The organism is Streptomyces sp. DSM 116793, assembly GCF_057320905.1.
Genome location: NZ_CM170494.1, coordinates 6842295 through 6865063, shown reverse-complemented (window position 1 = coordinate 6865063; position 22769 = coordinate 6842295). Strand labels below are relative to the sequence as shown.

Genomic DNA, 22769 nt, shown 5'->3' with positions numbered 1-22769 from the left:
GCTCACAGCGACGGTGCCTCCTCGAGAAGCGGGTGTCCCCAGCGTTCCACGAAAGCGGCCTCGACGGCGGCTCCGACCTTGTACAGCCGCTCGTCGCGCATGGCGGGCGCGATGATCTGGAGGCCCACCGGAAGGCCGTCCTCCGGGGCCAGACCGCACGGCAGGGACATCGCGGCGTTGCCCGCGAGGTTCGCCGGAATGGTGCACAGGTCCGCGAGGTACATCGCCATCGGGTCGTCGGCGCGCTCGCCGATCGGGAAGGCGGTGGTCGGGGTGGTCGGGGAGACGAGCACGTCGACCTGCCCGAAGGCCCGCTCGAAGTCGCGGGCGATCAGCGTGCGCACCTTCTGGGCGCTGCCGTAGTACGCGTCGTAGTAGCCGGAGCTGAGCGCGTAGGTGCCGAGCATGACCCGTCGCTTGACCTCGGGCCCGAACCCTGCCTCCCGGGTGAGGGCGGTCACCTCTTCGGCGCTCCTGCTGCCGTCGTCACCGACCCGCAGGCCGTAGCGCATGGCGTCGAAGCGGGCGAGGTTGGAGGAGCACTCGGAGGGCGCGATCAGGTAGTACGCCGACAGGGCGAGGTCGAAGGACGGGCAGTCCACCTCGACGACCTCGGCGCCCAGCTCCCGCAGCAGCTCGACCGACTCGTCGAAGCGCTGCACGACACCCGCCTGGTAGCCCTCGCCGCGGAACTGCTTGACGACGCCGATCCGCATCCCCTCGACGCTGCCGTTGCGCGCGGCCTCCACCACCGGCGGCACCTGGGCGTCGATGGAGGTGGAGTCGAGCGGGTCGTGGCCGCCGATGACCTCGTGCAGCAGGGCGGCGTCCAGGACCGTACGGGCGCAGGGGCCGCCCTGGTCCAGCGAGCTGGAGAAGGCGACCATGCCGTACCGGGAGACGCCGCCGTAGGTGGGCTTGACGCCGACGGTGCCGGTGACGGCGGCGGGCTGCCGGATGGAGCCGCCGGTGTCCGTGCCCATCGCCAGCGCGGCCTGGTACGAGGCGATGGCGGCGCTGGAGCCGCCGCCGGAGCCGCCGGGGACCCGGGTGAGGTCCCAGGGGTTGCCGGTCGGCCCGTAGGCGCTGTTCTCCGTGGATGAGCCCATGGCGAACTCGTCCATGTTGGTCTTGCCGAGCAGCACCAGGCCGGCGTCCTTGAGCCGCCTGGTGACCGTGGCGTCGTACGGCGGGATCCAGCCCTCAAGGATCTTCGATCCGACCGTGGTGGGAATCCCCTCGGTGGTGAAGAGGTCCTTCAGCGCGATCGGCACACCGGCGAGCGGGCCCAGCGGCTCGCCGCGCTCCCGCTTGGCGTCCACGGCGCGGGCCTGGGCCAGGGCGCCCTCGCGGTCGACGTGCAGGAACGCGTGCACCTTCTCGTCCACGGCCTCGATGCGGGCCAGGTGGGCCTCGGCCACCTGGACGGCGGTCAGCTCGCCGGACGCGATCCGCGCGGCGGTCTCGGCCGCGGTGAGCCTGATGATGTCCGTCATGTCGGTCACTCCTCCCCCAGGATCTGCGGCACCTTGAATCGCTGCTGCTCCTGGGCGGGGGCTCCGGAGAGCGCCTGCTCGGGGCTGAGCGACGGGCGGACCTCGTCCGGGCGCATCACGTTCGTGAGCGGCAGCGGGTGGGAGGTCGGGGGGACGTCTTGGTCGGCGACGTCGGAGACGCGGGCGACCGCGTTGATGATGTCGCCGAGCTGGCCTGCGAAGTGGTCGAGCTCTTCGGGCTGCAGTTCCAGACGCGCCAGCCGGGCGAGGTGGGCGACCTCCTCGCGCGTGATGCCAGGCATGCGGGATCCTCAGGGTCAGTGACTGTATGCGGATCCCAATCCTATGGGCCCCGCCCCCTTCCCCGTGAATTCAATTGTCCGGGGCTGCCCCTCCCCCAGTGCCTTCGAGGCCTGGGAGGTGCCCCCGCCCCACCGGAACAGCCGACCCGCAACCCCGGCGAGACCCGGGGCGCGACCGTCCCAGCGCACCCGGAACGCCCCGGCAAGGCACGGGCGGGGCAGAAGCGCCCCAGCGCCGCAGCCGCACGGCCCGGGAACCCGAGCCCCTACCCCTGCGCCCCCCGCCCCCACCCCACGGAAGACTCCCGCTCGCGTGCCCTCAGCCACGCGGTGGCCTTCTCCGCAGGCATGGCCGCCGCCACCAACCACCCCTGCACCGCATCACACCCGAGATCCCGCAACCGCTCCCACGTCTCGTCGTCCTCCACGCCCTCCGCCACCACGACCAGCCCCAGCGAATGCGCGAGATCCACCGTGCACCGCACGATCTCCGCGTCCTCCGCGTCCACCGCCAACCGAGCCACGAACGACCGGTCGATCTTCAGCTCGCTCACCGGCAACCGCCGCAGGTGCACCAGCGACGAGTACCCCGTTCCGAAGTCGTCCAGCGACATCTTCACGCCGTGCGCCGTGAGCCCCGCCAGCGTGTCCGCGGCCCGCTGCGGATCCTCCAGCAGCACATGCTCCGTGATCTCCAGCTGGAGCGCCCCGGGCGGCACCCCGTGCCGGGCGAGCCGCGCCGCCACCGACCCGGCGAAGCCGGGCGTGTGCACATCACGCGGTGAGACGTTCACCGCGACCGGCACCCGCAGCCCCTGCGCACGCCACCGCGCGACCTGGGCGAGCGCGGTCTCCAGCACGTACTCGGTCAGATGCGGCATCAGCCCCGACGACTCGGCGATCGCGATGAACTCGTCGGGCGGCACCTTCCCCCGCTCGGGATGCACCCACCGCACCAGCGCCTCCAGCCCGGCCACCTCCCCGTCGAAGCGGACCTTCGGCTGGTAGTGCAGCTCCACCTCGTGCGCGTCCAGCGCACGCCGCAGGTCGCCGAGCAGGCCGAGCCGGTCGGGGGTGTTGGAGTCCCGCTTGGACTCGTACACCTCCACGCCTGTCCGGTCCCGCTTCGCCTGGTACATGGCGACGTCGGCGCGGCGCAGCAGGCCCTCCGCGTCGAGGGCGTGGTCGGGGAAGACGGCGAGCCCGGCGCTGGCCTCCAGGACGAGCGTCAGGCCGTCGAGGTCGAGCGGGGAGCCGAGTTCGGCGACGAGCCCGCGGGCCACCCGGCTCGCGGAGGTGGTGGAGTCGGCGACGGGCAGCAGCACGGCGAACTCGTCGCCGCCGAGCCGGGCCGCCTCCGCGCCCCGGGGCAGCGCGAGGCGTAGCCGGTCGGCGATCTGCAGCAGCAGCCGGTCCCCGGCGAGGTGCCCGAGCGTGTCGTTCACGGACCGGAACCGGTCGAGGTCGATCAGCACCAGGGCGGACCGCGCGCCGTTCCGCTCGGCCTCGTCCAGCGCGGCCCAGGTGCGCTCCAGCAGCCACTGCCGGTTGGGGAGCCCGGTGAGCGGGTCGCGCAGTTGCTCCTCGGCGCGGGCGCGGGCGATCCACAGACTGGAGTCGAGGGCGATGAGCGGCACCGCGAAGAGCGGCAGCAGCACGGGGCGCGCCACCGCGACGACGCAGATCAGCGGCGCGATGCCGAGCAGGGCCGCGCCGACCAGGCCCTGCCGCACGAGGGCGGTGCGCACGACGGTGGGCAGGCCGGTGCGGGGGGTGTGCGCGTACCAGGTCAGCAGGCGGGTGACGGCCACGTAGGTGCCCGCGACGAGCACCGCCTCGGGCGCCGTCAGCAGGTCCCATGTCTCGGGCTTCCAGGGGGACTCGACGGACGGCACCCGGCCGCAGCCCCACAGCACCAGCGCGCCCGCCCCGATGCCGAGGATGTCGGCGGCGCCGTGCAGCACGCCCTGTCGCCAGCCGTGCCTGCGGGCCACGCCGACCAGGACGATCACGATGAGGCTGACCATGCCGGCCGGCACCCATCCGTACAGCAGCAGCACGGCGAGGATGAGGGCCGAGCCGGAGCCGGTGCCGCCCCACCAGCGGCCGCGGCCGAGCGCGACGAGGTGGCCCACTATGAGGCCGGTGAGGATCGCCAGGGACCAGCCGGTGACACCGGACGGGAAGAGGGCGTGGTGGCCGCTGACGGCACGCTGCACACCGGCGGCCAGCACCAGCGCGGCGAACAGGACGACGGCGGTCGGCAGCGCGGTGCGCAGGGCCTGCCGGGACGCGGCGTCGTCCGCCGCGGCGAGGGCGGAGGGGTCGCGCCCGAACACCCGCACACCACGCCCGAACGCCCGCCCGCCGAGCCCGGCGATCCGGCGCGGGCCGCGCCGCGCGGTGCCCTGCCCGGGCACCCCACCGCCCGACGGGCCGCCGGAACGCTCCACGGCGCCCCCCGACCACGGGGTCGCAGGGACGGCCCGGCCGCGGCCCGGCGCTCCCGGTCCGGCCAGGGCGGGCCCCGGCGCCCCGGGACCGGCCACAGCGGCCCCCGCTGCCCCGCGCGTGCTCGCGCCGGGTCCTGTCACGTTCTGTCCCGCGGCTCCCGGCGCCATTGCCGCACGTCCCTCCGCACTCCGACCACGTCCCCCCGGATCCTGCCCCACAGCACCCTGCCCCGCGGGGCCCCGCTCTGCCAATCCCCGCCCCGCAGAACTGTGCCCCTCGGGGCCCCGTCCCGCCAAACTCGCCCCCGCAGAACCGTTTTCGGCGCCGGGCCCCGGCTCTCCGGTGTCCGGCCCCGCTACCGCGTCGTCCGCCGGCGCCGGGACCTCGGCATCAGCGCCCCCGGAACGTTTTGCCACAACCGCGCCATCCACCGGCCCCGGCCCCACAGGCTGCCGGTCCCGCCCCGGCTCTCCGGCCTCCGGCCCGGGCCCCCGCCCCGGTCCCGGCGGCTCCTCGCCCCGGTACAGCGGCTGCCGGCCCCGCTCCTGCTCCGTGGAAGTCCCCGCGTCGCCCCCCGCGGCCGGCGAGCACCCCGACTCCGCACCCACCGGCCCGCGCCCCGCCGCGCCACGCTCCACCGCGTCACGTCCGGCAGGGTCGCGCTCCGCCGCGTCACGTCCCGCAGGGTCGCGCTCCGCCGGGTCGCATCCCGCAGCATCCTTGCCCGCCGGGTCCTTGCCCGCCGGGTCACTTTCCGCCGGAACCCGCCCCGCGGCGTTCTCGTCCCCCTGAGCCGGCCCCGGCCCCGTGTCAGCCAACTCCTCTGGCCCCGGCCCCGTCCGAGCCGGATGCATCGAGCCGGGCACCACCGAACCCGGCACCACCGAACCGTGCTGCCGCGCGGCGCGCTCCCCCGTGGCGCGCTCCGTCGGCCGGCGCTCCCCCGACGTCCGCTCCCCCGACGTCCGCTCCCCTGGCTCCTGTTCGGGTGGTCCCTGCCCCGTGGGGGCCGAGGGGGGCGTGGGGGCGGTGGGTGGGGCCGATGCGGTGCGGGGGGCGGCGGCCCGGTCTGACGGGGGGTCGGTGACCGGCGCGGGGGCCGAGTCGCCGGTGAGTGCGGGGGGCGGGCCGGAGCCCTGCCGGTCTCTGAGCCGCCGTACCACCCCGCCGCGCTGCTGCGGCGCGTCAGGGGGCGGGGCGGCGCCGCCCGGGTACCGCTCCGAGTCCGTGCGCTGCCGGGCGGCCGGGGCCGCGCGGCGACCGTTCAGCCAGTGGCCCCGGCCCCGGCGCAGTCGGGCGTCGGGGGCGGCGCTCTCGGTCGGTTCCATTCCCGTCCCTCTCACAGCCGGCGGTGCCCACGCCATGCGGCGCGGTACACGGTGACGGGGCGTCGGCATCGTCACCGGTCTCCGCGTCCGAAAACCCGCCACGCTGCTTGGGCACGGCAGGCGCGCCCTTCAACAGTAGGCCGCGGAAGGCTTCCAGGGGCAGCGCTCGACAGTGGTTGCCCGAATGCGCCCCGGCCACCCATCTGCATCTGATATGCGCCGAACGAGTGGCGTTCAACCGCTACTCATCGGTCGGCCGTGCGATTTCCGCCGCTGCTTCGGGTCCCCGTTCGAGGAGGACGGTGAAGCCGTCCTCGTCCAGGACCGGAACCTTCAACTGCACCGCCTTGTCGTGCTTTGAACCCGGATTTTCCCCCACCACCACGAATGAGGTCTTCTTGGAGACCGAGCCGGAGACCTTGGCGCCGCGGTTCTGCAGGGCTTCCTTGGCGGCGTCCCGGGTGTAGTTCTGCAGGGTGCCGGTGACGACGACGGTGATGCCCTCCAGGGGGCGCGGTCCCTCTTCCTCGCCGCTGCTCTCGGCCTCCATACGGACCCCGGCGGCACGCCATTTCCGCAAGATCTCGCGGTGCCAGTCCTCCTCGAACCACTGCTTGAGGGAGGCCGCGATGGTCGGGCCCACGCCGTCCACGGCGGCCAGCTCCTCCTCGCCGGCCTGCTCGATCCTGTCGATGGAGCGGAATTCCCGGGCCAGCGCCCGGGCGGCGACGGGGCCCACATGCCGGATGGACAGGCCGGTGATGATGCGCTCCAGGGGGCGCTCTTTGGCGGCGGCGATATTGTCCAGCATCGCCAGGGTGTTCTTCTTGGGCTCGCCCTGCTGGTTGGCGAAGACCGTGGCGATTTTCTCCTCGCCCGTTTCGGGGTCCCGCTTGGGCAGGCCGGTGTCCTGGTCGAGAACGTACGCCTTGATGGGCAGCAGCTTTTCCAGGGTGAGGTCGAAGAGGTCGCCCTCGTCCCGCAGCGGAGGCTCGGCGGGTTCCAGCGGCCTGGTCAGCGCGGTCGCCACGACATAGCCGAAGCTCTCGATGTCGAGAGATTTGCGGCCGGCCAGATAGAACAGCCGCTCGCGGAGCTGGGCGGGGCAGGCGCGGGCATTGGGGCAGCGCAGATCCACGTCGCCCTCTTTCATGGGCCGCAGCGGGGTGCCGCACTCGGGGCATTCGGTGGGCATCACGAATTCGCGCTCGGTGCCGTCCCGCAGATCGGCGACGGGGCCGAGGATCTCCGGGATGACGTCGCCGGCCTTGCGCAGCACCACGGTGTCGCCGATGAGGACGCCCTTGGCCTTGACGACGTCCTGATTGTGCAGGGTGGCGAACTCCACCTCGGAGCCCGCGACGGTGACCGGCTCGACCTGGGCGTAGGGCGTGACCCGGCCGGTGCGGCCGACGCCGACGCGGATGTTCACCAGCTTGGTGTTGACCTCCTCGGGGGCGTACTTCCAGGCGATCGCCCAGCGCGGGGCGCGGGAGGTGGAGCCGAGGCGGCCCTGCAGCGGGATCTCGTCGAGCTTGACCACGACGCCGTCGATCTCGTGCTCCACGGAGTGGCGGTGCTCGCCGTAGTACGCGATGAACTCCCGCACACCGTCGATGGAGTCGACCACCTTGCCGTACGGCGTGGTGGGCAGGCCCCATTCGCGCAGCAGCTCGTAGGCGTGCGAGAGGCGGTCGATGTCGAAGCCCTCGCGGGCGCCGATGCCGTGCACCACCATGCGCAGCGGGAGGGTGGCGGTGACCTTCGGGTCCTTCTGGCGGAGCGAGCCGGAGGCGGAGTTGCGCGGATTGGCGTACGGCTTCTCGCCGGCCGCCACCCGGCGGGCGTTCAGCTCCTGGAAGGCCTCCATCGGGAAGAAGACCTCACCGCGGATCTCGACGAGCGCCGGGATGCGGTCGCCCCTGAGGCGGTCGGGGATCTCCTCGATGGTGCGGACGTTGGGCGTGATGTCCTCGCCGGTGCGGCCGTCGCCGCGGGTGGCGGCGCGGGTGAGGCGGCCGTGCTCGTAGGTGAGGTTGACGGCGAGGCCGTCGATCTTCAACTCGCACAGGTAGTGGTAGTCGGGGGTGCCGACCTCCTTGGCGACGCGGTCCGCCCAGGCGCCCAGCTCGGCGTCGTCGAAGGCGTTGTCGAGCGAGAGCATGCGCTCGCGGTGCTCGACCTCGGCGAGGTCGGTCTCGTAGGCGCCCGAGACCTTCTGGGTGGGTGAGTCGGGCGTGCGCAGCTCCGGGTGCTCGTCCTCCAGGGTCTGCAGCGCGCGGAGCAGCTTGTCGAACTCCGCGTCGGTGATGATCGGCTGGTCCTTCACGTAGTACCGGAAGCGGTGCTCCTCGACCTGCTCGGCGAGCTGCTTGTGCTTCTCCCGTGCCTCGGCGGGCACCGCTGCGGGCTGTGCTTGCTGTTCGCCGGCCACCGTCTGTCCTCCCGTCACTCAGGGTTGTCCGCGAGGGACCTCGCCGCCCGGACGCAATGGGCGAGCGCGCGGCGCGCATACTCCGGGGACGCGCCCGCGAGACCGCACGCGGGAGTGATCACCACGGCCTGGGTGAGCAGTCCCGGCCGCAGCCCCAACCTGCGCCACAGCGTCCTGACACCCTCGACGCTACCGGCAGGGTCTGACAATGGGCCTTCCGTGCCGGGCACGACACCGGCGAACAGCTTCGTGCCGCCCTCCACCGCCTCCCCGATCACCTCGTCATCACGCTCGGTGAGCAGGTGGGCGTCGAACGAGACGGCGTCCGCGCCCGCCCTGCGCAGCAGCGCGAACGGTACGTCCGCGGCGCAGGAGTGCACGACCACGCCGCCGCCCGCGGCGTGCTGGACCGCCATGACGTCCCGGAGGGCGCCCTCCACGACCTGCCGGTCCACGGCGCCGTGCGTGTGGTAGCCGCTCGCCGTGCGGACCTGGCCGCGCAGCACGGCGGTCAGGGACGGCTCGTCGAGTTGGAGCACGATGCCGGCGCCGGGCACGCGGCGCCGGACGTCGGCGAGGTGTGCGGTGAGTCCCTCGGCGAGGGAGACCGCCAGGTCCCGGGTGGCGCCCGGGTCGGAGAGGACCGCCTCGCCATTGCGCAGTTCCAGGGCGGCCGCGAGGGTCCACGGCCCGACCGCCTGCACTTTCAGCAGCCCCTCGTAGCCCTGGGTGAACTCCTCCAGCGCGTCCAGGTCCTGGCCGAGCCAGGACCTCGCGCGGCGGGTGTCGCGGCCAGGGCGGTCGCCGAGGCGCCAGCCGCTGGGCTCCACGCGCGCGTACAGCTCGACGAGCATGCCCGCCGTTCTGCCGATCATGTCGGCGCCGGGGCCGCGGGCGGGCAGCTCGGGGAGGTAGGGCAGGCCCTCGCCGGACTGGCCGGATTCAAAGGTGCCGGTCACGGTCTTCACGGCCTCGCGGGCGTCGTCGCCGGGCATCGATCCGATGCCGGAGGCCCCTTGGGGGGTGAAGTTGATTTCGTTCACCCGCGAAGCGTACGGAATCCGCGGGGGCGCGGATTCCGGCGGTGCGAACGTGGGGGCCGTGCACGCCGTGCACGGGCCGCCCCGGGCGGCGGCGCCCCCCGTTCGCGCAGTTCCCCGCGCCCCTTGTCAGCCCCTCGCAGGGGGTGCCTCTCCCGTCTCCGGGCCCATCGCCCATCGCCGGTTGCTCGCGCAGTTCCCCGCGCCCCTATCGGGGCGCCCGGGTGGCCCCTGCGGCCGACGGCACCCACTCAGGGGCGCGGGGAACTGCGCAGGCGCGTGGGGTGGTGTCGCGGCGCCGTGGCTTCAGGGGCCGGGGCGGACGGAGATGTCGGGGATCTCCGCGTCGCGAGGGAGGTCCAGAGCCGTGAGGATCACGGTGGCGACGGAGTCGGGGTCGATCCACCGGGCGGGGTCGTACTCCTTGCCCTCCTGCCGATGGACATCGGCCTGCATGGGCGTCCTGGTGCGCCCGGGATAGACCGTGGTGACCCGCACCCCTCCACCGCGCTCCTCACCCCGCAGCGCGTCCGCCAGAGCCTTCAGACCGTGTTTGGAGGCGGCGTAGGCCCCCCACGCGGGGCTCGCCGAGAGGCCCGCCCCGGAGTTGACGAACACGACGTGACCCCGGCCGGCCCGGAGCGCGGGCAGCAGGAGGCGGGTCAGCTCGGCCGGGGCGATCAGGTTGACGTCGAGCTGGTGACGCCAGTTGCCGGCGGTCAGGTCGCCGACGGCCCCGAGGCCGACCACTCCGGCGCTGTGCACCAGGGAGTCGGCCCGCTCGGGCAGGCTCTGGTGGGCGAACGCCTCCGCCAGCCGCTCCGGGTCGGAGAGGTCTCCGACGAGGGTCCGGGCACCGGGGTACTCGCCGGCCAGCTCGTCCGCCCGGCCGGCGTCCCGCGCCAGCAGTACCAGCTCGTCCCCGCGCGCGTGCAGACGGCGGGCCACGGCCGCCCCTATGCCGGACCCGGCTCCGGTGATCACATGAGTTGCCATGGGGCCATGCTCGCACCCGCCCCCCACGGTCCGGCTCACGTGGTGCCGAACGACTCCTCCAGGTAGGCCAGCGCCCCCACCGGCTCCTCGGCGAAGAACACCAGGTCGGTCAGCGGCAGCGGCAGGAACCCCTCGTCCTCCATGCGCCGGAACTGCTCCTTGAGGCCGTCGTAGAAACCGGCGGCGTTGAGGAGCACGACGGGTTTGGTGTGGTGCCCGTGCTTCTTCAGTTCCAGGATCTCGGTGGCCTCGTCCAGCGTGCCGGTGCCGCCGACCATGATGACGATCGCGTCGGCCTTCTCCAGGAGCAGCGCCTTGCGCTCGGCGAGGCTGCGCGCGACCAGCATCTCGTCGGCCCGGTGGCGCACCCGGTCGGAGAGGAAGTCCACGGAGACGCCGAGCAGCCGCCCGCCCGCCTTCTCCACGCCGTCCGCCACGACCTTCATCAGCCCCACGTCGGAGCCGCCCCAGACCAGCGTGTGCCCGCCCTTGCCGAGCAGTTCGGCGAACTCGCGGGCGGGCCGTGTGTAGCGCTCGTCGAGGTCGGCGGCGGAGAGGAAGACGCAAATATTCATGCGGACCACCGTACGGGGAAGACCTGCGGCTCCAGGAGCGCTGTACCGGACATGGCTTCAGGACACACGATCACGATCGAGCAGGGCGACGAGCATGTGCGGGTAGTGCACGAGGGGCAGGTGCTCGCCGAGAGCACCCGGCCGCTGGTGCTGCGCGAGACGGGCTGTCCGCCGCGCTACTACCTCCCCCCGGAGGATGTGCGCACGGACCTTCTGACGCCGTCGGACTCGCACACCGTCTGCCCCTTCAAGGGCACGGCCTCCTACTGGTCGCTGCCCGGCGCCGCCGACCTGGTGTGGGCGTACCCCGATCCGAAGCCGGAGGTGGCGGGCATCAAGGACCACCTGTGCTTCTACGCGACGGAGGTGGTCGGCGAGGCGGCCTGAGCCGAGCCGGCGAGCCGGCCTGAGCCGAGCGGAACGGAGCAGAACGGAGCACGTGCCGAGCGGTGTGCGTGCGGTCTCAGACGGCCGCACGCGCGCGCGTGGTGGTCGCGATCGTCGCCGAGCCGACCACACGGGTGCCGTCGTAGAGCACGATCGCCTGACCGGGGGCGACGCCCCGCACCGGCTCGGTGAAGGTGACCAGCAGGTCCGCGCCGTCCAGCCGGGCGGTGACCTCGGTCTCGCCGCCGTGCGCGCGGAGCTGGGCGGTGTAGGTGCCGGGTCCCGCGGGCGGGGTGCCGCACCAGCGGGGGCGGATCGCGGTGAGCGCGGAGACGTCCAGGGCGGCGGCGGGGCCGACCGTCACGCGGTTGTCCACGGGCGAGATGTCGAGCACGTAGCGGGGCTTGCCGTCCGGCGCCGGGGTGCCGATGCGCAGGCCCTTGCGCTGGCCGATGGTGAAGCCGTACGCGCCGTCGTGGGTGCCGAGCGTGGCGCCGGACTCGTCGACGATGTCGCCGGGGGCGGTGCCGAGGCGGCGGGCGAGGAAGCCCTGCGTGTCGCCGTCGGCGATGAAGCAGATGTCGTGGCTGTCCGGCTTGCGCGCGACGGCGAGGCCGCGGCGCTCGGCCTCCGCGCGGATCTCGTCCTTGGTGGTGACGGTGTCGCCCAGCGGGAACAGGGCGTGCGCGAGCTGCCGCTCGTCGAGCACCCCGAGGACGTACGACTGGTCCTTGGCCATGTCGGAGGCGCGGTGCAGCTCGCGGGTGCCGTCCGCGCGGGTGATCACCTTGGCGTAGTGGCCGGTGCAGACGGCGTCGAAGCCGAGGGCGAGCGCGCGGTCCAGCAGGGCGGCGAACTTGATCTTCTCGTTGCAGCGCAGGCAGGGGTTGGGGGTGCGGCCCGCCTCGTACTCCGCGACGAAGTCCTCGACGACGTCCTCGTGGAAGCGTTCCGCGAGGTCCCAGACGTAGAACGGGATGCCGATGACGTCGGCGGCGCGGCGGGCGTCGCGGGAGTCCTCGACGGTGCAGCAGCCGCGGGCGCCGGTGCGGAAGGACTGCGGGTTCGCGGAGAGGGCGAGGTGGACGCCGGTCACGTCGTGACCGGCTTCTGCGGCGCGGGCGGCGGCTACGGCGGAGTCCACGCCGCCGGACATGGCGGCGAGGACGCGGAGGGGGCGCTGCGGCTTGTCTGTCATAACGCCCTCCAGCCTACGGCCCCCGGTCCCCTTCCTTCGCGCGGTTCCCCGCGCCCCTTCCGGGCGCGGGGAACCACAAGGGGCGCGGGGAACCGCGCCACCAGCCACGACGAAACCCGCACACTCCGGAGCACCGGTCCCGCCCCCAGGGGCGCGGGGAACTGCGCGACCAGCCACGACGAGAGCCGCGGACTCTCGGACAGAGGACCACCCCGAAGGGGCGCGGGGAACCGCGCGGAGGGGTGAGCGGGGAGGCCCCGGTGAGAGGGGGACGGGAGTCAGGTGAGGCCGGCCGTGCGAGCTCGGGCGACCGCAGGGCCGATCGCCGCGGCCACCGCCTCGACGTCCGCAGCCGTGGACGTGTGCCCGAACGAGAACCGGAGCGTCCCCCGGGCCAGTTCGGGCGACGCACCGGTCGCGAGGAGCACATGGCTGGGCTGCGCCACTCCGGCCGTACAGGCCGACCCCGTGGAGCACTCGATCCCCTGGGCGTCGAGCAGCATCAGCAGCGAGTCGCCCTCACAACCGGGGAACGTGAAGTGCGCGTTGGCGGGGAGCCGGTCCACGGGATCGCCCCCGAGCACGGCCTCCGGCACCGCGGCGCGCACCGCGTCGATCAGCGCGTCCCGCAGTTCCCCGGCGCGCCGTGCGAACTCCTCACGCCGCTCCACGGCGATCCGCGCCGCCACCGCGAAGGCGCTGACCGCGGGCACGTCCAGCGTCCCGGAGCGCACATGACGTTCCTGGCCGCCGCCGTGCAGCACCGGCACCGGCTCGTGGTCCCGGCCGAGCAGCAGCGCCCCGGTGCCGTACGGCCCACCGATCTTGTGGCCGGAGACGGTCATCGCGGCGAGCCCCGAGGCGGCGAAGTCGACCTGCACCTGCCCGACCGCCTGTACCGCGTCGGCGTGCAGCGGCACGTCGAACTCCGCGGCCACGTCGGCGAGTGCGCGGACCGGCATCAGGGTGCCGATCTCGTTGTTGGCCCACATCACCGTGGCCAGCGCCACATCGCCGGGGTTGCGGGCGATGGCCGCCCGGAACACGTCGGGGTGCACCCGGCCGTAGGAGTCCACCGGAAGGTACTCGACGGTGGCGCCCTCGTGCTCGGCGAGCCAGTGCACCGCGTCCAGGACGGCGTGGTGCTCGACGGGGCTGGCGAGGACGCGGGTGCGGGCCGGATCCGCGGCCCTGCGGGACCAGAACAGGCCCTTCACGGCGAGGTTGTCCGCCTCGGTGCCACCGGCGGTCAGCACCACCTCGCTGGGGCGCGCGCCCAGCGCCGTCGCGAGCGTCTCGCGCGCCTCTTCGACGGTGCGCCGGGCACGGCGGCCCGCGGCGTGCAGCGAGGAGGCGTTTCCGGTCCGCGCGAACTGGGCGGTCATCGCCTCGACCGCCTCCGGAAGCATCGGGGTGGTCGCGGCGTGGTCGAGGTATGCCATGGTGGCGTCGATTCTACGAGGCCCGCGCCCCGGACCGGCTCGGCGGCGGCCGGTACCGGCCGCCGGCCGCCGGCTGCGGACGGGTGGGCCGGGCGGTCGGGGCGGGGGGCATCGGGCCGAGACGGTCTAGCCCGGGGATTCGGGGCCGGGGATTCGGGGCCGGGGATTCCGTCCCGAGGATACGGCCCCGGGGTTCCGCCCCGGCGATTCGGGGCCGGGGATTCGGGGCCGGTCAGCCCGGGCCGGTCAGCCCGCGATGTTCCAGGACCAGGTGTGGTCGACGGTGATCAGCACCGCGAGGACGATGAGGTCGGCCACTCCGAGGGCCAGGCCGAGCCGGGCGCGGCCGCGCCGGGCGGTGCCGCGGGCGAGGGCCAGCGACGCCAGCACGATCGCGGTCGGGCCGAGGAACAGGTTGGCGACCAGTAGACCCAGCAGCCCGAGCACGAAGGAGGCGACGGCCATGCCGTCCGCGTCCCGGCGTGCGCCACGCGCCGGCGCGGGCGCCTCGGGCGTCCTGTCGGTGCGCTTGGTGAGGGTGGGGTTCATGGGTGCCTCCTGACGGGTCGGACGGGTCAGTGGTGATGACGGCGGGCGTGCCGCTCGCGGAGGGCGAAGACGGCCAGCCAGACGCCGATGACGGCGGCGGCGACGACGCTCACCGGCAGCGGGGCGTGCGCCACCGTGCCGAGGGCGATGCCGAACAGCATGAGGGCCGCGACAAGGAAGAGCATGGAGATACCTCTCTGGCGTCTCGTGTCCCGTGTTTCTCGTGCTTCTCGTGTTTCTCGTGTTTCGTGTCCACGGCCTGTGGAGTTCACAGGCGTCCGTGGGTCCCGCGGGCCCCGCGGGACGGAAGCTTCGGTGAACGGATGTAGTTACAACTGTTCACTGATCTCTAGAGTACCCCTTCCCCGGCTTTCCAAAGACAGAGAACAGTTGTTGACTGAATGGCATGAGTCACATCCTCGGCAAGCGGCAGGCCCAGAAGGAGCAGACCAGACAGGCGCTGCTGGACGCCGCGCTGACACTCCTCGCCGACCAGAGCCTGAGCAGTCTGGGCCTGCGGGAGGTCACCCGGGCGGCGGGCATAGCACCGACCGCCTTCTACCGGCACTTCCCCAGTACGGCGGATCTAGGCATCGCCCTGGTCGACCAGGCGCTGGACAGCCTGCACGAGATGATCGGCACCGCCCTCACCGCGCCGGGCGGCATGGACGAACGCATCGCCCGGAGCGTCGATCTGATCGCGGGTCACGTGCGGCGCTACCCGGCGCACGTACGGTTCGTGGCACGGGAGCGGCACGGGGGCGTGCGGCCCGTGCGGGAGGCCATCGCGCGCCAGCTGGAGCAGTTCGCCGGTGAGGTGCGCGGGGAGCTGGCGCGGCAGCCCGAGTCGCGCGGCTGGAGCGACGAGGACCTGCTGATGGTGGCCCGGCTCTACGTCGACCACATGGTGATGACGGCCGCGGCGATCCTGGAGGCCTCGCCCGAGCACGTGGCGGCCGTGACGGAGCTGGCCCGCCGCCAGATGCGGCTGATGAGCCTCGGTCGCCGACACTGGCTCGACTGACGCCGGTGGTGGCGTGGCCGGCGGGACCGACTCGCGTTCCCCGCGCTCCCCTTCCCACGCCTGCGGCGCGCCACCAGGCCCAGCCCCCTACCGTCTCGTTCCCGACCACCCGCCCGCGGGGGCTCGTCGCGCAGTTCCCCGCGCCCCTTCCCACGCCTGCGGCGCGCCACCAGGCCCAGCCCCCTGCGGTCCCGTTCCCGACCACCGGCCGGTGGGGGCTCGTCGCGCAGTTCCCCGCGCCCCTCCAGGGTGGCCGACGGGGTCAGCGGGGGTCGTGGCCGTAGAGGGCTGTGATGGAGGCTGCCGTTCGGGACAGGTGGGTGCGGGCCTCCGGGGGTGAGAGCACCTCCACGTGGTCGCCGAAGGCGAGCAGGGGGCGGGTCTCGCCGAGTTCGCCGCAGCCGATCCGCACCGTGATCCACTCGCTCGTGCCGTCGTCCTCGGGCGGCGCCGTGAGCGAGGCCCCGTGCAGTCGCAGGAAGAGGTCGTACCGTTCGCGCCGCACCTGCGCCGTCACCTCAAGGCCGCCGGGCCGCTCCTCGACGGCACGGCGCAGCACCTCCCAGACGTCGGCGAGTTCGATGCCGGGCCTGCGGCGCACCGGCGCGTCGGTGACCGTCGCCGCGCGCACCCGGTCGGCCCGGAACAGCCGGGGCCTGCCGCGCCGGTCGGCGACCAGGTACCAGATGCCCGCCTTGGCCACCAGACCGTACGGGTCCACGGTGTAGGTGCGGGGCTCGGTCGCGCCGCTGTGCCGGTAGCGCAGCCGGAGCCTCCGGTCGCTGAAGACGGCCTCCTGGAGCACGCCCAGGTCGACGGGCGCCTGCGGGCCGCCGCGCCACCGTGCGGCGTCCACGAGGATGCGGCGGCTGGTCAGCTCCGCCGCCGGGCGGTGCGGTGCGGGCAGAGCCGCCATCACCTTGCGCAGCGCGGAGCCGAGCGCGGCGCCGAGACCGAGGGCGTCGTGGGCGCCCCGCGCGGCGAGGATGAACAGCGCCCGCGACTCGTCCTCGGTGAGGCCGGTGACGTCCGTGCGGAACCCGGGCAGCAGCGCGATGCCGCCGTGCCGGCCGCGCTCGGCGTAGACCGGCACCCCGGAGGCGGACAGCGCCTCCACGTCGCGGTAGACGGTGCGGACGGACACCTCCAGGCGATCGGCGAGCTCCTGGGCACGGACCCGGCCACGGGTCTGGAGCAGCAGCAGGATCGACAGCAGCCGGTCGGACTTCACCCACCCAGGATCCCGCAGCCCGGCCCCGGCCGCGTATCCCGCACCGCCGCCCCCCGTCCGCGGACCCCGCGGCTCAGCTCAGGCCCACCCGCGCCAGCTGCCGGGACTGGGCGACGAGGCGGTCCGCGGTGTCCCAGACCTCGGCGTCCTCCTCCAGGAAGCCGCCGGCGAGGTTGCGGGTGGTGACGGAGACCCGGAGCGGCCCCGGAGCGGGCAGCGCGCGGACGTGCGCGGTGAGCTCGACCGTGGGCACCCACCCGGTGAAGCCCAGCTCGAACGTGGTGGGCGGCAGGGCGTCCACCGCGACGAGCAGCGCGAGAGGGTCGGGGTCGCGGCCGTCGGCGAGGTCGAACCAGCCGCGCATCTCGCCCCTGCCGGAGGGCCGGCCGACCGCCCACCCGACGTTCGCCGGGTCCAGCTTCAGGCGGATCCGCCCGTGCAGCGGCATGGCCGGAACGGGCCGGTTGTCGGGGGCGTCCTCGGGGCCGAGGCACTGCTCGATGGGTGCGATCTCGGGCGGCTTCGCGGCGGTGCGTACGTCGTCGGGGAGCGCGTCGAGGTCGCCGTAGGACGCGAGGACCCGGACGCGCTCGATCTCGTTTCCGTCGGCGTCGCGCTGGAGCAGGGCCGCGGTGCCGGTGGACAGCGAGCGGCCGGTGCGCACGGTCTCGGTGCGGAGTACCGCGGGGCCCGGCCGGGAGACGGTCAGGTAGTGGGCGGTGATGGTGAACGGGTGCGGGTGCGGAAGCTGCTCGCCGAGGGCCCGGGCGGCGAGCGCGAGCAGGTAGCCGCCGTGCATCGCGCCGTTGGCGGCGGACCAGCCGGCGGCGAGGGTGGCGTCGTGGACGCCGGGGTGCCGGAGGCGCACCGCTGTGTCGCGGTCCAGCTCACCGGGGCGTATGGGTGCGCTTTCAGCCATGCTCGCCAGCGTACGACATGGGCGTACTAAGCGGTAGCTTTCCACTTCCCGACGCGTGTGCCCGCGGCGCACCGGCCCGGAGGGCGTCCGCCGCCCCCGGAATTCTTGCGCCCTCGTGGTTTCCCGCGCGGTCCTCCGCGCCCCTGGCGGGGCCACGGAAGTGTCGCTCCCCGCGCCCCTGGTGGGGCGCGGGGAGGGGTTCAGGACTCGGGTGCCGGGTCCTCGGCCGTCGACACCAGTTGGTTCGCCTCGACGGCCTCGGAGAGGAGCTTGGTGTCCTGGGGCGCCTGGTCCTCCGCGTTCTCCGGGTGGTGGCACGCGACCCGCTGCCCGGGCCGCAGCTCGATGAGCGGCGGCTCCTGCGTGGTGCAGATCTGCGTGGCCTTCCAGCACCGGGTGTGGAAGCGGCAGCCGCTCGGCGGCGCGATCGGCGACGGCACGTCGCCCTTCAGCAGGATCCGGCCGCTCTTGGCCGAACGCCGCTTGGGGTCCGGGATCGGCACCGCGGACAGCAGCGCCTTGGTGTACGGGTGCATCGGCGCCTGGTACAGCGACGTGCGGTCCGCCAGTTCCACGATCTTGCCCAGGTACATCACCGCGATCCGGTCCGAGACGTGGCGGACCACGGAGAGGTCGTGGGCGATGATCACATACGTCAGGCCCAGCTCGGACTGGAGGTCGTCCAGGAGGTTGACCACCTGTGCCTGGATGGAGACGTCCAGCGCCGACACCGGCTCGTCCGCGACCACCAGCTTCGGGCTGAGCGCCAGCGCGCGGGCGATGCCGATGCGCTGCCGCTGGCCGCCGGAGAACTCGTGCGGGTAGCGGTTGTAGTGCTCGGGGTTGAGGCCGACGACCTCCAGCAGCCGCTGGACCTCCTTCTTGATGCCGCCGTCGGGCGTGACGCCCTGCAGCCGGAAGGGGGCCCCGACGATGGTGCCGATGGTGTGCCGGGGGTTCAGCGACGAGTACGGGTCCTGGAAGATCATCTGGACGTCGCGGCGCATCGGGCGCATCCCGCCGACGCCGAGGTGGGTGATGTCCCGGCCCTCGAACTCGACCGTTCCCGCGGTCGGCTCCAGCAGCCGCGTGATCAGCCGGCCCATCGTCGACTTGCCGCAGCCCGACTCGCCCACCACGCCCAGCGTCTCGCCCGCGCGCACCTCGAAGTCCAGGCCGTCCACGGCCTTCACCGCGCCGACCTGCCGCTGCAGCAGCCCCTTCCTGATGGGGAAGTGCTTCTGCAGTCCGCTGACCCTGAGGAGGACGTCGCGCTGCGCGGTGTCCTGCGTGCCCGCGGTGCCCTGCGTGCCCGTTGACTTTTGGTTCACAGCTTCGGCGCAATCTCTTCGGTCCAGATACGCTCCCGCTGCTCCTGCGTCATGTGGCAGGCCGCCCAGTGCCGGCCGCCGACCTCCTGGAGCTCCGGCCGGACGGTGCGGGTGACGTTGTCCTTGGGGACGTCCGCGTACGGGCAGCGCGGGTTGAAGGCGCAGCCGGACGGGATGTTGATGAGCGAGGGCGGGGAGCCCTTGACCGGTATGAGCCGGTCGGTCTGCTCACGGTCCAGGCGGGGCATCGAGCCGAGCAGGCCCCAGGTGTAGGGGTGCCGGGGCTCGTAGAACACCTTCTCGGCCGGACCGCGCTCCACGCACCGGCCGCCGTACATCACCAGGATGTCGTCGGCGAGCTCGGCGACCACGCCCAGGTCGTGAGTGATGATGATGACCGCGGAGCCGAACTCCTTCTGCAGATCGCGGATGAGGTCCAGGATCTGCGCCTGCACGGTGACGTCCAGCGCGGTGGTCGGCTCGTCGGCGATCAGCAGCTCGGGGTTGTTGACCAGCGACATCGCTATCATCGCGCGCTGGCGCATGCCGCCGGAGAACTCGTGCGGGTAGCTGTCCACCCGCTTGTCCGGCTGGGGGATGCCCACCCGGTCGAGCATCTCGACGGCCCGGCGCCTGGCGGTCTTCTTGTCCACGTCGTGGTGGACCCGGTAGGCCTCCACGATCTGATGGCCGATCGTGTAGTACGGGTGCAGCGCGGAGAGCGGATCCTGGAAGATCATCGCCATCTCGCGGCCGCGCAGCTTGCGCACCTGGTCCTGGTCGGCGGAGAGCAGCTCGGTGCCGTTCAGCCAGATCTCGCCGGAGATCTGCGCCTTGCGCTTGCCGTACTGGCCGGCGGTGTGCAGGCCCATGATGCCGAGCGACGTCACCGACTTGCCGGAGCCCGACTCGCCGACGATGCCGAGGGTTCTGCCCCGCTCCAGCTGGAAGCTGAGCCCGTCGACGGACTTCACCAGTCCGTCGTCGGTCGGGAAGTGCACCCTGAGGTCGCGCACCTCCAGGAACGCGGTGGGCGCGGGCGAGGCGTCGACCGGTTCGCCGACGGCCGCTCCGCTCTTGTGGAGTTCGGTCATGCGAGCCTCACTCGGGGGTCGATCACGGCGTACAGGATGTCCACGAGCAGGTTGGCGAAGATCACCGCGAGCGAGGTGATCAGCGTGACGCCGAGGATGATGGGCAGGTCCTGGGTGCGGATCGCGTTGAGCACGGCCTGGCCGAGGCCCGGCAGGCTGAACGTGGTCTCGGTGAGGATCGCGCCGCCGATCAGGGCGCCGAGGTCCATGCCGAGCATGGTCAGGATCGGCGTCATCGTGGAACGCATGGCGTGCTTGCCGATGACGACGGGCTCGCGCAGGCCCTTGGCGCGGGCGGTGCGGATGTAGTCCTCACCCAGGATCTCCAGCATGGTGGCGCGGGTGATCCGGGCGTACATCGCCGCGTAGAGGAACGCGAGGGTGATCCAGGGCAGGATCATGCCGCCGAGCCAGCCGGTGAAGCTCTTCCCGATGGGCACGTACTGGGCGTCGATCCAGCCGAGCCCGTAGCTGAAGACCGCAAGGCTCAGCAGACCGGTGAAGTAGATGGGCAGCGAGACGCCGGCCAGGGCGACCACCATCGCGCCCCGGTCCCAGAGGCTGCCGCGCTTGAGCGCGGAGAGCACGCCGGCCGCGACACCGAACAGCAGCCACAGGATGGCCGCACCGAGCGCCAGGGTCAGCGTGACCGGGAACCGGTCGGTGAGCACCGGCCAGATCGCCTGCTCACTGCGGAAGGAGTAGCCGAAGCACGGCGCCGCGCAGTGGGTCACGTCACCGCCGGCCGCGTACGTGCGGCCCACGAAGATGCCTTTGAAGAACTCCCAGACCTGGACGAAGATCGGGTCGCTGAGACCGAGCTTCTCCCGCACCGCCTCCACGGCGGCCGGGTCGGCCTGCTTACCGATGAAGGCTGTGGCCGGATCGACCCCCGCCCACTTCGGGATGAGGAAGAAGATGCAGAAGACCACCACGATGATGACCACCAGCATCACTACGGCGGCGATCAGCCGCCTGATGAGGTAAGCGAGCACAGCGATCGGCCCGCTGCGGACCGCGGGCCACCGGTGGCCCTCCCCGGCTGCTCGCCGGGGAGGGCCCCACGTGGCCCGCGATCACGCCGCGCCGGCCTTCACCTGCCTTTCGTGCCGTAGGCGGGGTGCGCCGGGACTACTTCTTCAGGCCCAGGTTGACGAAATCGTACGTACCGCTGTAGGCGTCGGTCGTGTACACGTTCGCCAGCCGGTTCGAGCGCCAGTTGATGAACTTCTCGAAGGTGAACGGCAGGTAGTAGCCGCCCTCCATCACCTTGTGGTTTATCTCCGTGGCGATCTTCGCCTTCTTGGCCGGGTCCATCTCCTTGACGTAGGAGTCGAACAGGCCGTCGATCGTCTTGTCCTTGATCATGGCGAAGTTGTTGTTGCCACTCTGCGTGATGTACTTGCTGTCCCACAGCGGCAGGCCGTAGCCCTGCACCGACGGGAAGTCGGGGCCCCAGCCCATGATGATGATGCCGTAGTTCTTCTTGACGACGTTGGACGGGCTGCCGATGATGCCGGAGCTCTGGGAGCCGTCGTACTGGTCGATGTCGGCGGTGATGCCGACCTTCTTCAGCGCCGCCTGCAGCGACTCGGCGGTGGCCACCTCGACCGGCTTGTTGTTGCGGACCGCGATGGTGGTCTTGAAGCCGTTCGGCTTGCCGCACGCCTTCAGCTCGGCCTTGGCCTTGGTGATGTTCGCCGCGCCGTCGTTCTTGAGGAAGCCGAACGGGTCGTACTTCTGGCCCTCGGCGCCCGGCACGGACGGCGGCAGCATGTTGGTGCCGATCTCGCCACCGGCCACCGGGCCGCCGCGGGCGGTCTGGAGCGACTTGTGGTCGGCACCGTAGATCACCGCGTTACGGCAGTGGATGTTGTTCATCGGCTTCACGGTCTGCGGGAAGGTCGCGTACCGGATGTAGCCGGAGACCGGGTTGTCCAGGTTGCCCTTGTGCTGCTTCAGGGCCTCGGTGCGGCCCTGCGGCGACATGCCCGTCTGACTCAGGTCCAGGTCGTAGTCGCCCTGGATCAGGCGCTGGTCCAGGTCGTTGGCGTTGGAGAAGAGGGTGACGGTGATCTTGTCCGGGTACGCCTTGCGGACCGGGTCCGAGGACTGCTTCCAGTTCGGGTTGCGGACCAGCACGAGCGACTTGCCCGGGGCGTACGACTGGAACTTGTACGGGCCGGAGGAGAACGGGTGCAGGCCGTACTTGGACTTGGTGTCCTTGTCCTGCCGGACCGGCGAGGCCGACGACAGCGCCAGCATCTCCTCGAAGTCGGAGTTCGGCTTCGGGAGGTGGAAGACGATGGTCTTGTCGTCCGGCGTGGAGATCGCCTTCAGACCCAGGTGGTCGGCGGACTTGTCCTTGTAGGGACCCGGGTAGGTCTTCTTCGGATCCAGCACCTGCTGGAGGTAGATCGGCCCGCCGGACAGCACGTCCTGCGCCCACACGCGCTCGATGCCGTACTTGATGTCCTTGGAGGTGATCGGCTTGCCGTCCTCCCAGGTGATCCCGTCCCGCAGCGTGTACGTGTAGGTCTTGCCGCCGTCCGTGATCTTCGCCTTGCTGGTGGCGAGGTCCGGAACGACCTCCGCGCCCGCCTTGCCCGGCGCGGGCTTGTTGGTGACGAGCTGGCGGCTGTAGTACCGCATGAAGTTCCAGGAGTTGCCGTAGTACGCCCGCGTGGTGTCCAGCGAGTCGAAGTCCTGGGTACCGGCGAACTTCAGCGTGCCGCCCTTCTTGACGAGCGACGCCTGGGCGACCTTGTTGTTACCGGCGTCGAAGCCGGCCGCCCCGTCCTTCGACGAGCCGCTGCCGCCACCGCCGCCACACGCCGCCGTGGCGAGCAGCGCGGCTACCGCGGTCGCAGCGGCGAAGACGTGCTTACGCCGCCCTGAGATGCGTTGGGTAGTCACGATCTCGGATCCTCCGAATTGATAAGCGGCCCGTGGATCGGCCACGGGTCCCT

The 22769-nt window shown here is 72.5% G+C and carries 18 protein-coding genes and 1 pseudogene; 2 read left to right on the top strand and 17 right to left on the bottom strand.

The genetic code is table 11. The features are described 5' to 3' along the window. Window positions 1-2: 2 nt before the first annotated feature. The 7 genes from gatA to ACSMXW_RS26985 all read right to left on the bottom strand — a co-directional run bounded on the left by gatA (window position 3) and on the right by ACSMXW_RS26985 (window position 10625). Entirely contained in the window at window positions 3-1496 is a 1494-nt protein-coding gene (gatA, locus tag ACSMXW_RS27015; RefSeq protein WP_485800050.1) for an Asp-tRNA(Asn)/Glu-tRNA(Gln) amidotransferase subunit GatA, read from the bottom strand. Between the two features lie 5 nt (window positions 1497-1501). Beyond that, a complete protein-coding gene (gene gatC, locus ACSMXW_RS27010; RefSeq protein ID WP_485800049.1) occupies window positions 1502-1798 on the bottom strand; it encodes an Asp-tRNA(Asn)/Glu-tRNA(Gln) amidotransferase subunit GatC in 297 nt (98 codons plus the stop codon). 266 nt (window positions 1799-2064) lie between these two features. Then, window positions 2065-4419 carry a putative bifunctional diguanylate cyclase/phosphodiesterase gene (locus ACSMXW_RS27005; RefSeq protein ID WP_485800048.1) on the bottom strand — a complete coding sequence of 785 codons (2355 nt, stop codon included), beginning with the start codon at window positions 4417-4419 and terminating at the stop codon, window positions 2065-2067. Window positions 4420-5821: 1402 nt separating this feature from the next. Next, window positions 5822-8014 (bottom strand): NAD-dependent DNA ligase LigA, encoded by a 2193-nt coding sequence (gene ligA, locus ACSMXW_RS27000; protein WP_485800047.1) that lies wholly within the window; start codon window positions 8012-8014, stop codon window positions 5822-5824. A gap of 14 nt (window positions 8015-8028) precedes the next feature. Next, window positions 8029-9009, bottom strand: a complete 981-nt coding sequence (locus ACSMXW_RS26995; protein ID WP_485808336.1) for a methionine synthase — start codon at window positions 9007-9009, stop codon at window positions 8029-8031. 351 nt (window positions 9010-9360) lie between these two features. Next, entirely contained in the window at window positions 9361-10050 is a 690-nt protein-coding gene (locus tag ACSMXW_RS26990) for an SDR family oxidoreductase (protein WP_485800046.1), read from the bottom strand. Between the two features lie 35 nt (window positions 10051-10085). After that, complete coding sequence (locus ACSMXW_RS26985) at window positions 10086-10625, bottom strand: LOG family protein (RefSeq protein ID WP_485800045.1); 540 nt, start codon at window positions 10623-10625, stop codon at window positions 10086-10088. Between the two features lie 51 nt (window positions 10626-10676). Here ACSMXW_RS26985 and ACSMXW_RS26980 point away from each other — a divergent pair, with 51 nt between their 5' ends. Next, window positions 10677-11012 carry a DUF427 domain-containing protein gene (locus ACSMXW_RS26980; protein WP_485800044.1) on the top strand — a complete coding sequence of 112 codons (336 nt, stop codon included), beginning with the start codon at window positions 10677-10679 and terminating at the stop codon, window positions 11010-11012. A gap of 76 nt (window positions 11013-11088) precedes the next feature. On the opposite strand, the gene mnmA is transcribed toward ACSMXW_RS26980, so the two are convergent. The 4 genes from mnmA to ACSMXW_RS26960 form a co-directional block, all read right to left on the bottom strand. After that, window positions 11089-12210, bottom strand: coding sequence for a tRNA 2-thiouridine(34) synthase MnmA (gene mnmA / locus ACSMXW_RS26975; protein ID WP_485800043.1), 1122 nt, complete (start codon window positions 12208-12210; stop codon window positions 11089-11091). Between the two features lie 278 nt (window positions 12211-12488). Further along, complete coding sequence (locus ACSMXW_RS26970) at window positions 12489-13652, bottom strand: cysteine desulfurase family protein (protein ID WP_485800042.1); 1164 nt, start codon at window positions 13650-13652, stop codon at window positions 12489-12491. Window positions 13653-13898: 246 nt separating this feature from the next. Further along, a complete protein-coding gene (locus tag ACSMXW_RS26965) occupies window positions 13899-14201 on the bottom strand; it encodes a DUF4190 domain-containing protein (RefSeq protein WP_485800041.1) in 303 nt (100 codons plus the stop codon). A gap of 26 nt (window positions 14202-14227) precedes the next feature. Continuing rightward, window positions 14228-14386 (bottom strand): hypothetical protein, encoded by a 159-nt coding sequence (locus ACSMXW_RS26960; RefSeq protein WP_485800040.1) that lies wholly within the window; start codon window positions 14384-14386, stop codon window positions 14228-14230. 221 nt (window positions 14387-14607) lie between these two features. On the opposite strand from ACSMXW_RS26960, the gene ACSMXW_RS26955 reads away from it, so the two are divergent. After that, a complete protein-coding gene (locus ACSMXW_RS26955) occupies window positions 14608-15225 on the top strand; it encodes a TetR family transcriptional regulator (protein WP_485800039.1) in 618 nt (205 codons plus the stop codon). Between the two features lie 262 nt (window positions 15226-15487). Here ACSMXW_RS26955 and ACSMXW_RS26950 read toward each other — a convergent pair whose 3' ends face one another. The 6 genes and pseudogenes from ACSMXW_RS26950 to ACSMXW_RS26925 all read right to left on the bottom strand — a co-directional run bounded on the left by ACSMXW_RS26950 (window position 15488) and on the right by ACSMXW_RS26925 (window position 22716). Then, the gene (locus tag ACSMXW_RS26950) at window positions 15488-16456 is read right to left on the bottom strand and encodes a helix-turn-helix transcriptional regulator (RefSeq protein ID WP_485800038.1); all 969 of its coding nucleotides are present in this window, start codon (window positions 16454-16456) and stop codon (window positions 15488-15490) included. Between the two features lie 73 nt (window positions 16457-16529). After that, the gene (locus ACSMXW_RS26945; protein ID WP_485800037.1) at window positions 16530-17375 is read right to left on the bottom strand and encodes a thioesterase family protein; all 846 of its coding nucleotides are present in this window, start codon (window positions 17373-17375) and stop codon (window positions 16530-16532) included. Between the two features lie 203 nt (window positions 17376-17578). Next, a pseudogene (locus ACSMXW_RS26940) lies at window positions 17579-18706 on the bottom strand (ABC transporter ATP-binding protein); the annotation flags it as partial. Next, window positions 18703-19800 carry an ABC transporter ATP-binding protein gene (locus ACSMXW_RS26935; protein ID WP_485800036.1) on the bottom strand — a complete coding sequence of 366 codons (1098 nt, stop codon included), beginning with the start codon at window positions 19798-19800 and terminating at the stop codon, window positions 18703-18705. The pseudogene ACSMXW_RS26940 and the gene ACSMXW_RS26935, both read right to left, overlap by 4 nt. Continuing rightward, window positions 19797-20795 (bottom strand): ABC transporter permease, encoded by a 999-nt coding sequence (locus ACSMXW_RS26930; protein ID WP_485800035.1) that lies wholly within the window; start codon window positions 20793-20795, stop codon window positions 19797-19799. The genes ACSMXW_RS26935 and ACSMXW_RS26930 overlap by 4 nt, the downstream gene beginning before the upstream one ends. A 136-nt stretch (window positions 20796-20931) precedes the next feature. Further along, window positions 20932-22716: an ABC transporter substrate-binding protein gene (locus tag ACSMXW_RS26925; RefSeq protein WP_485800034.1), complete on the bottom strand. Its 1785-nt coding sequence runs from the start codon at window positions 22714-22716 to the stop codon at window positions 20932-20934. Window positions 22717-22769 lie beyond the last annotated feature (53 nt).

What these genes read in the sequence shown, in the direction of transcription:
- ACSMXW_RS26980 (WP_485800044.1), top strand. Translation starts at nt 10,677, where the DNA reads ATGGCTTCAGGACACACGATCACGATCGAGCAGGGCGACGAGCATGTG.
- ACSMXW_RS26970 (WP_485800042.1), bottom strand. Translation starts at nt 13,652, where the DNA reads ATGGCATACCTCGACCACGCCGCGACCACCCCGATGCTTCCGGAGGCG.
- ACSMXW_RS26945 (WP_485800037.1), bottom strand. Translation starts at nt 17,375, where the DNA reads ATGGCTGAAAGCGCACCCATACGCCCCGGTGAGCTGGACCGCGACACA.
- ACSMXW_RS27005 (WP_485800048.1), bottom strand. Translation starts at nt 4,419, where the DNA reads ATGGCGCCGGGAGCCGCGGGACAGAACGTGACAGGACCCGGCGCGAGC.
- ACSMXW_RS26955 (WP_485800039.1), top strand. Translation starts at nt 14,608, where the DNA reads ATGAGTCACATCCTCGGCAAGCGGCAGGCCCAGAAGGAGCAGACCAGA.
- ACSMXW_RS26990 (WP_485800046.1), bottom strand. Translation starts at nt 10,050, where the DNA reads ATGGCAACTCATGTGATCACCGGAGCCGGGTCCGGCATAGGGGCGGCC.
- ACSMXW_RS26995 (WP_485808336.1), bottom strand. Translation starts at nt 9,009, where the DNA reads ATGCCCGGCGACGACGCCCGCGAGGCCGTGAAGACCGTGACCGGCACC.
- gatA (WP_485800050.1), bottom strand. Translation starts at nt 1,496, where the DNA reads ATGACGGACATCATCAGGCTCACCGCGGCCGAGACCGCCGCGCGGATC.
- ACSMXW_RS26935 (WP_485800036.1), bottom strand. Translation starts at nt 19,800, where the DNA reads ATGACCGAACTCCACAAGAGCGGAGCGGCCGTCGGCGAACCGGTCGAC.
- ACSMXW_RS26960 (WP_485800040.1), bottom strand. Translation starts at nt 14,386, where the DNA reads ATGCTCTTCCTTGTCGCGGCCCTCATGCTGTTCGGCATCGCCCTCGGC.
- ACSMXW_RS26965 (WP_485800041.1), bottom strand. Translation starts at nt 14,201, where the DNA reads ATGAACCCCACCCTCACCAAGCGCACCGACAGGACGCCCGAGGCGCCC.
- ACSMXW_RS26985 (WP_485800045.1), bottom strand. Translation starts at nt 10,625, where the DNA reads ATGAATATTTGCGTCTTCCTCTCCGCCGCCGACCTCGACGAGCGCTAC.
- gatC (WP_485800049.1), bottom strand. Translation starts at nt 1,798, where the DNA reads ATGCCTGGCATCACGCGCGAGGAGGTCGCCCACCTCGCCCGGCTGGCG.
- mnmA (WP_485800043.1), bottom strand. Translation starts at nt 12,210, where the DNA reads ATGACAGACAAGCCGCAGCGCCCCCTCCGCGTCCTCGCCGCCATGTCC.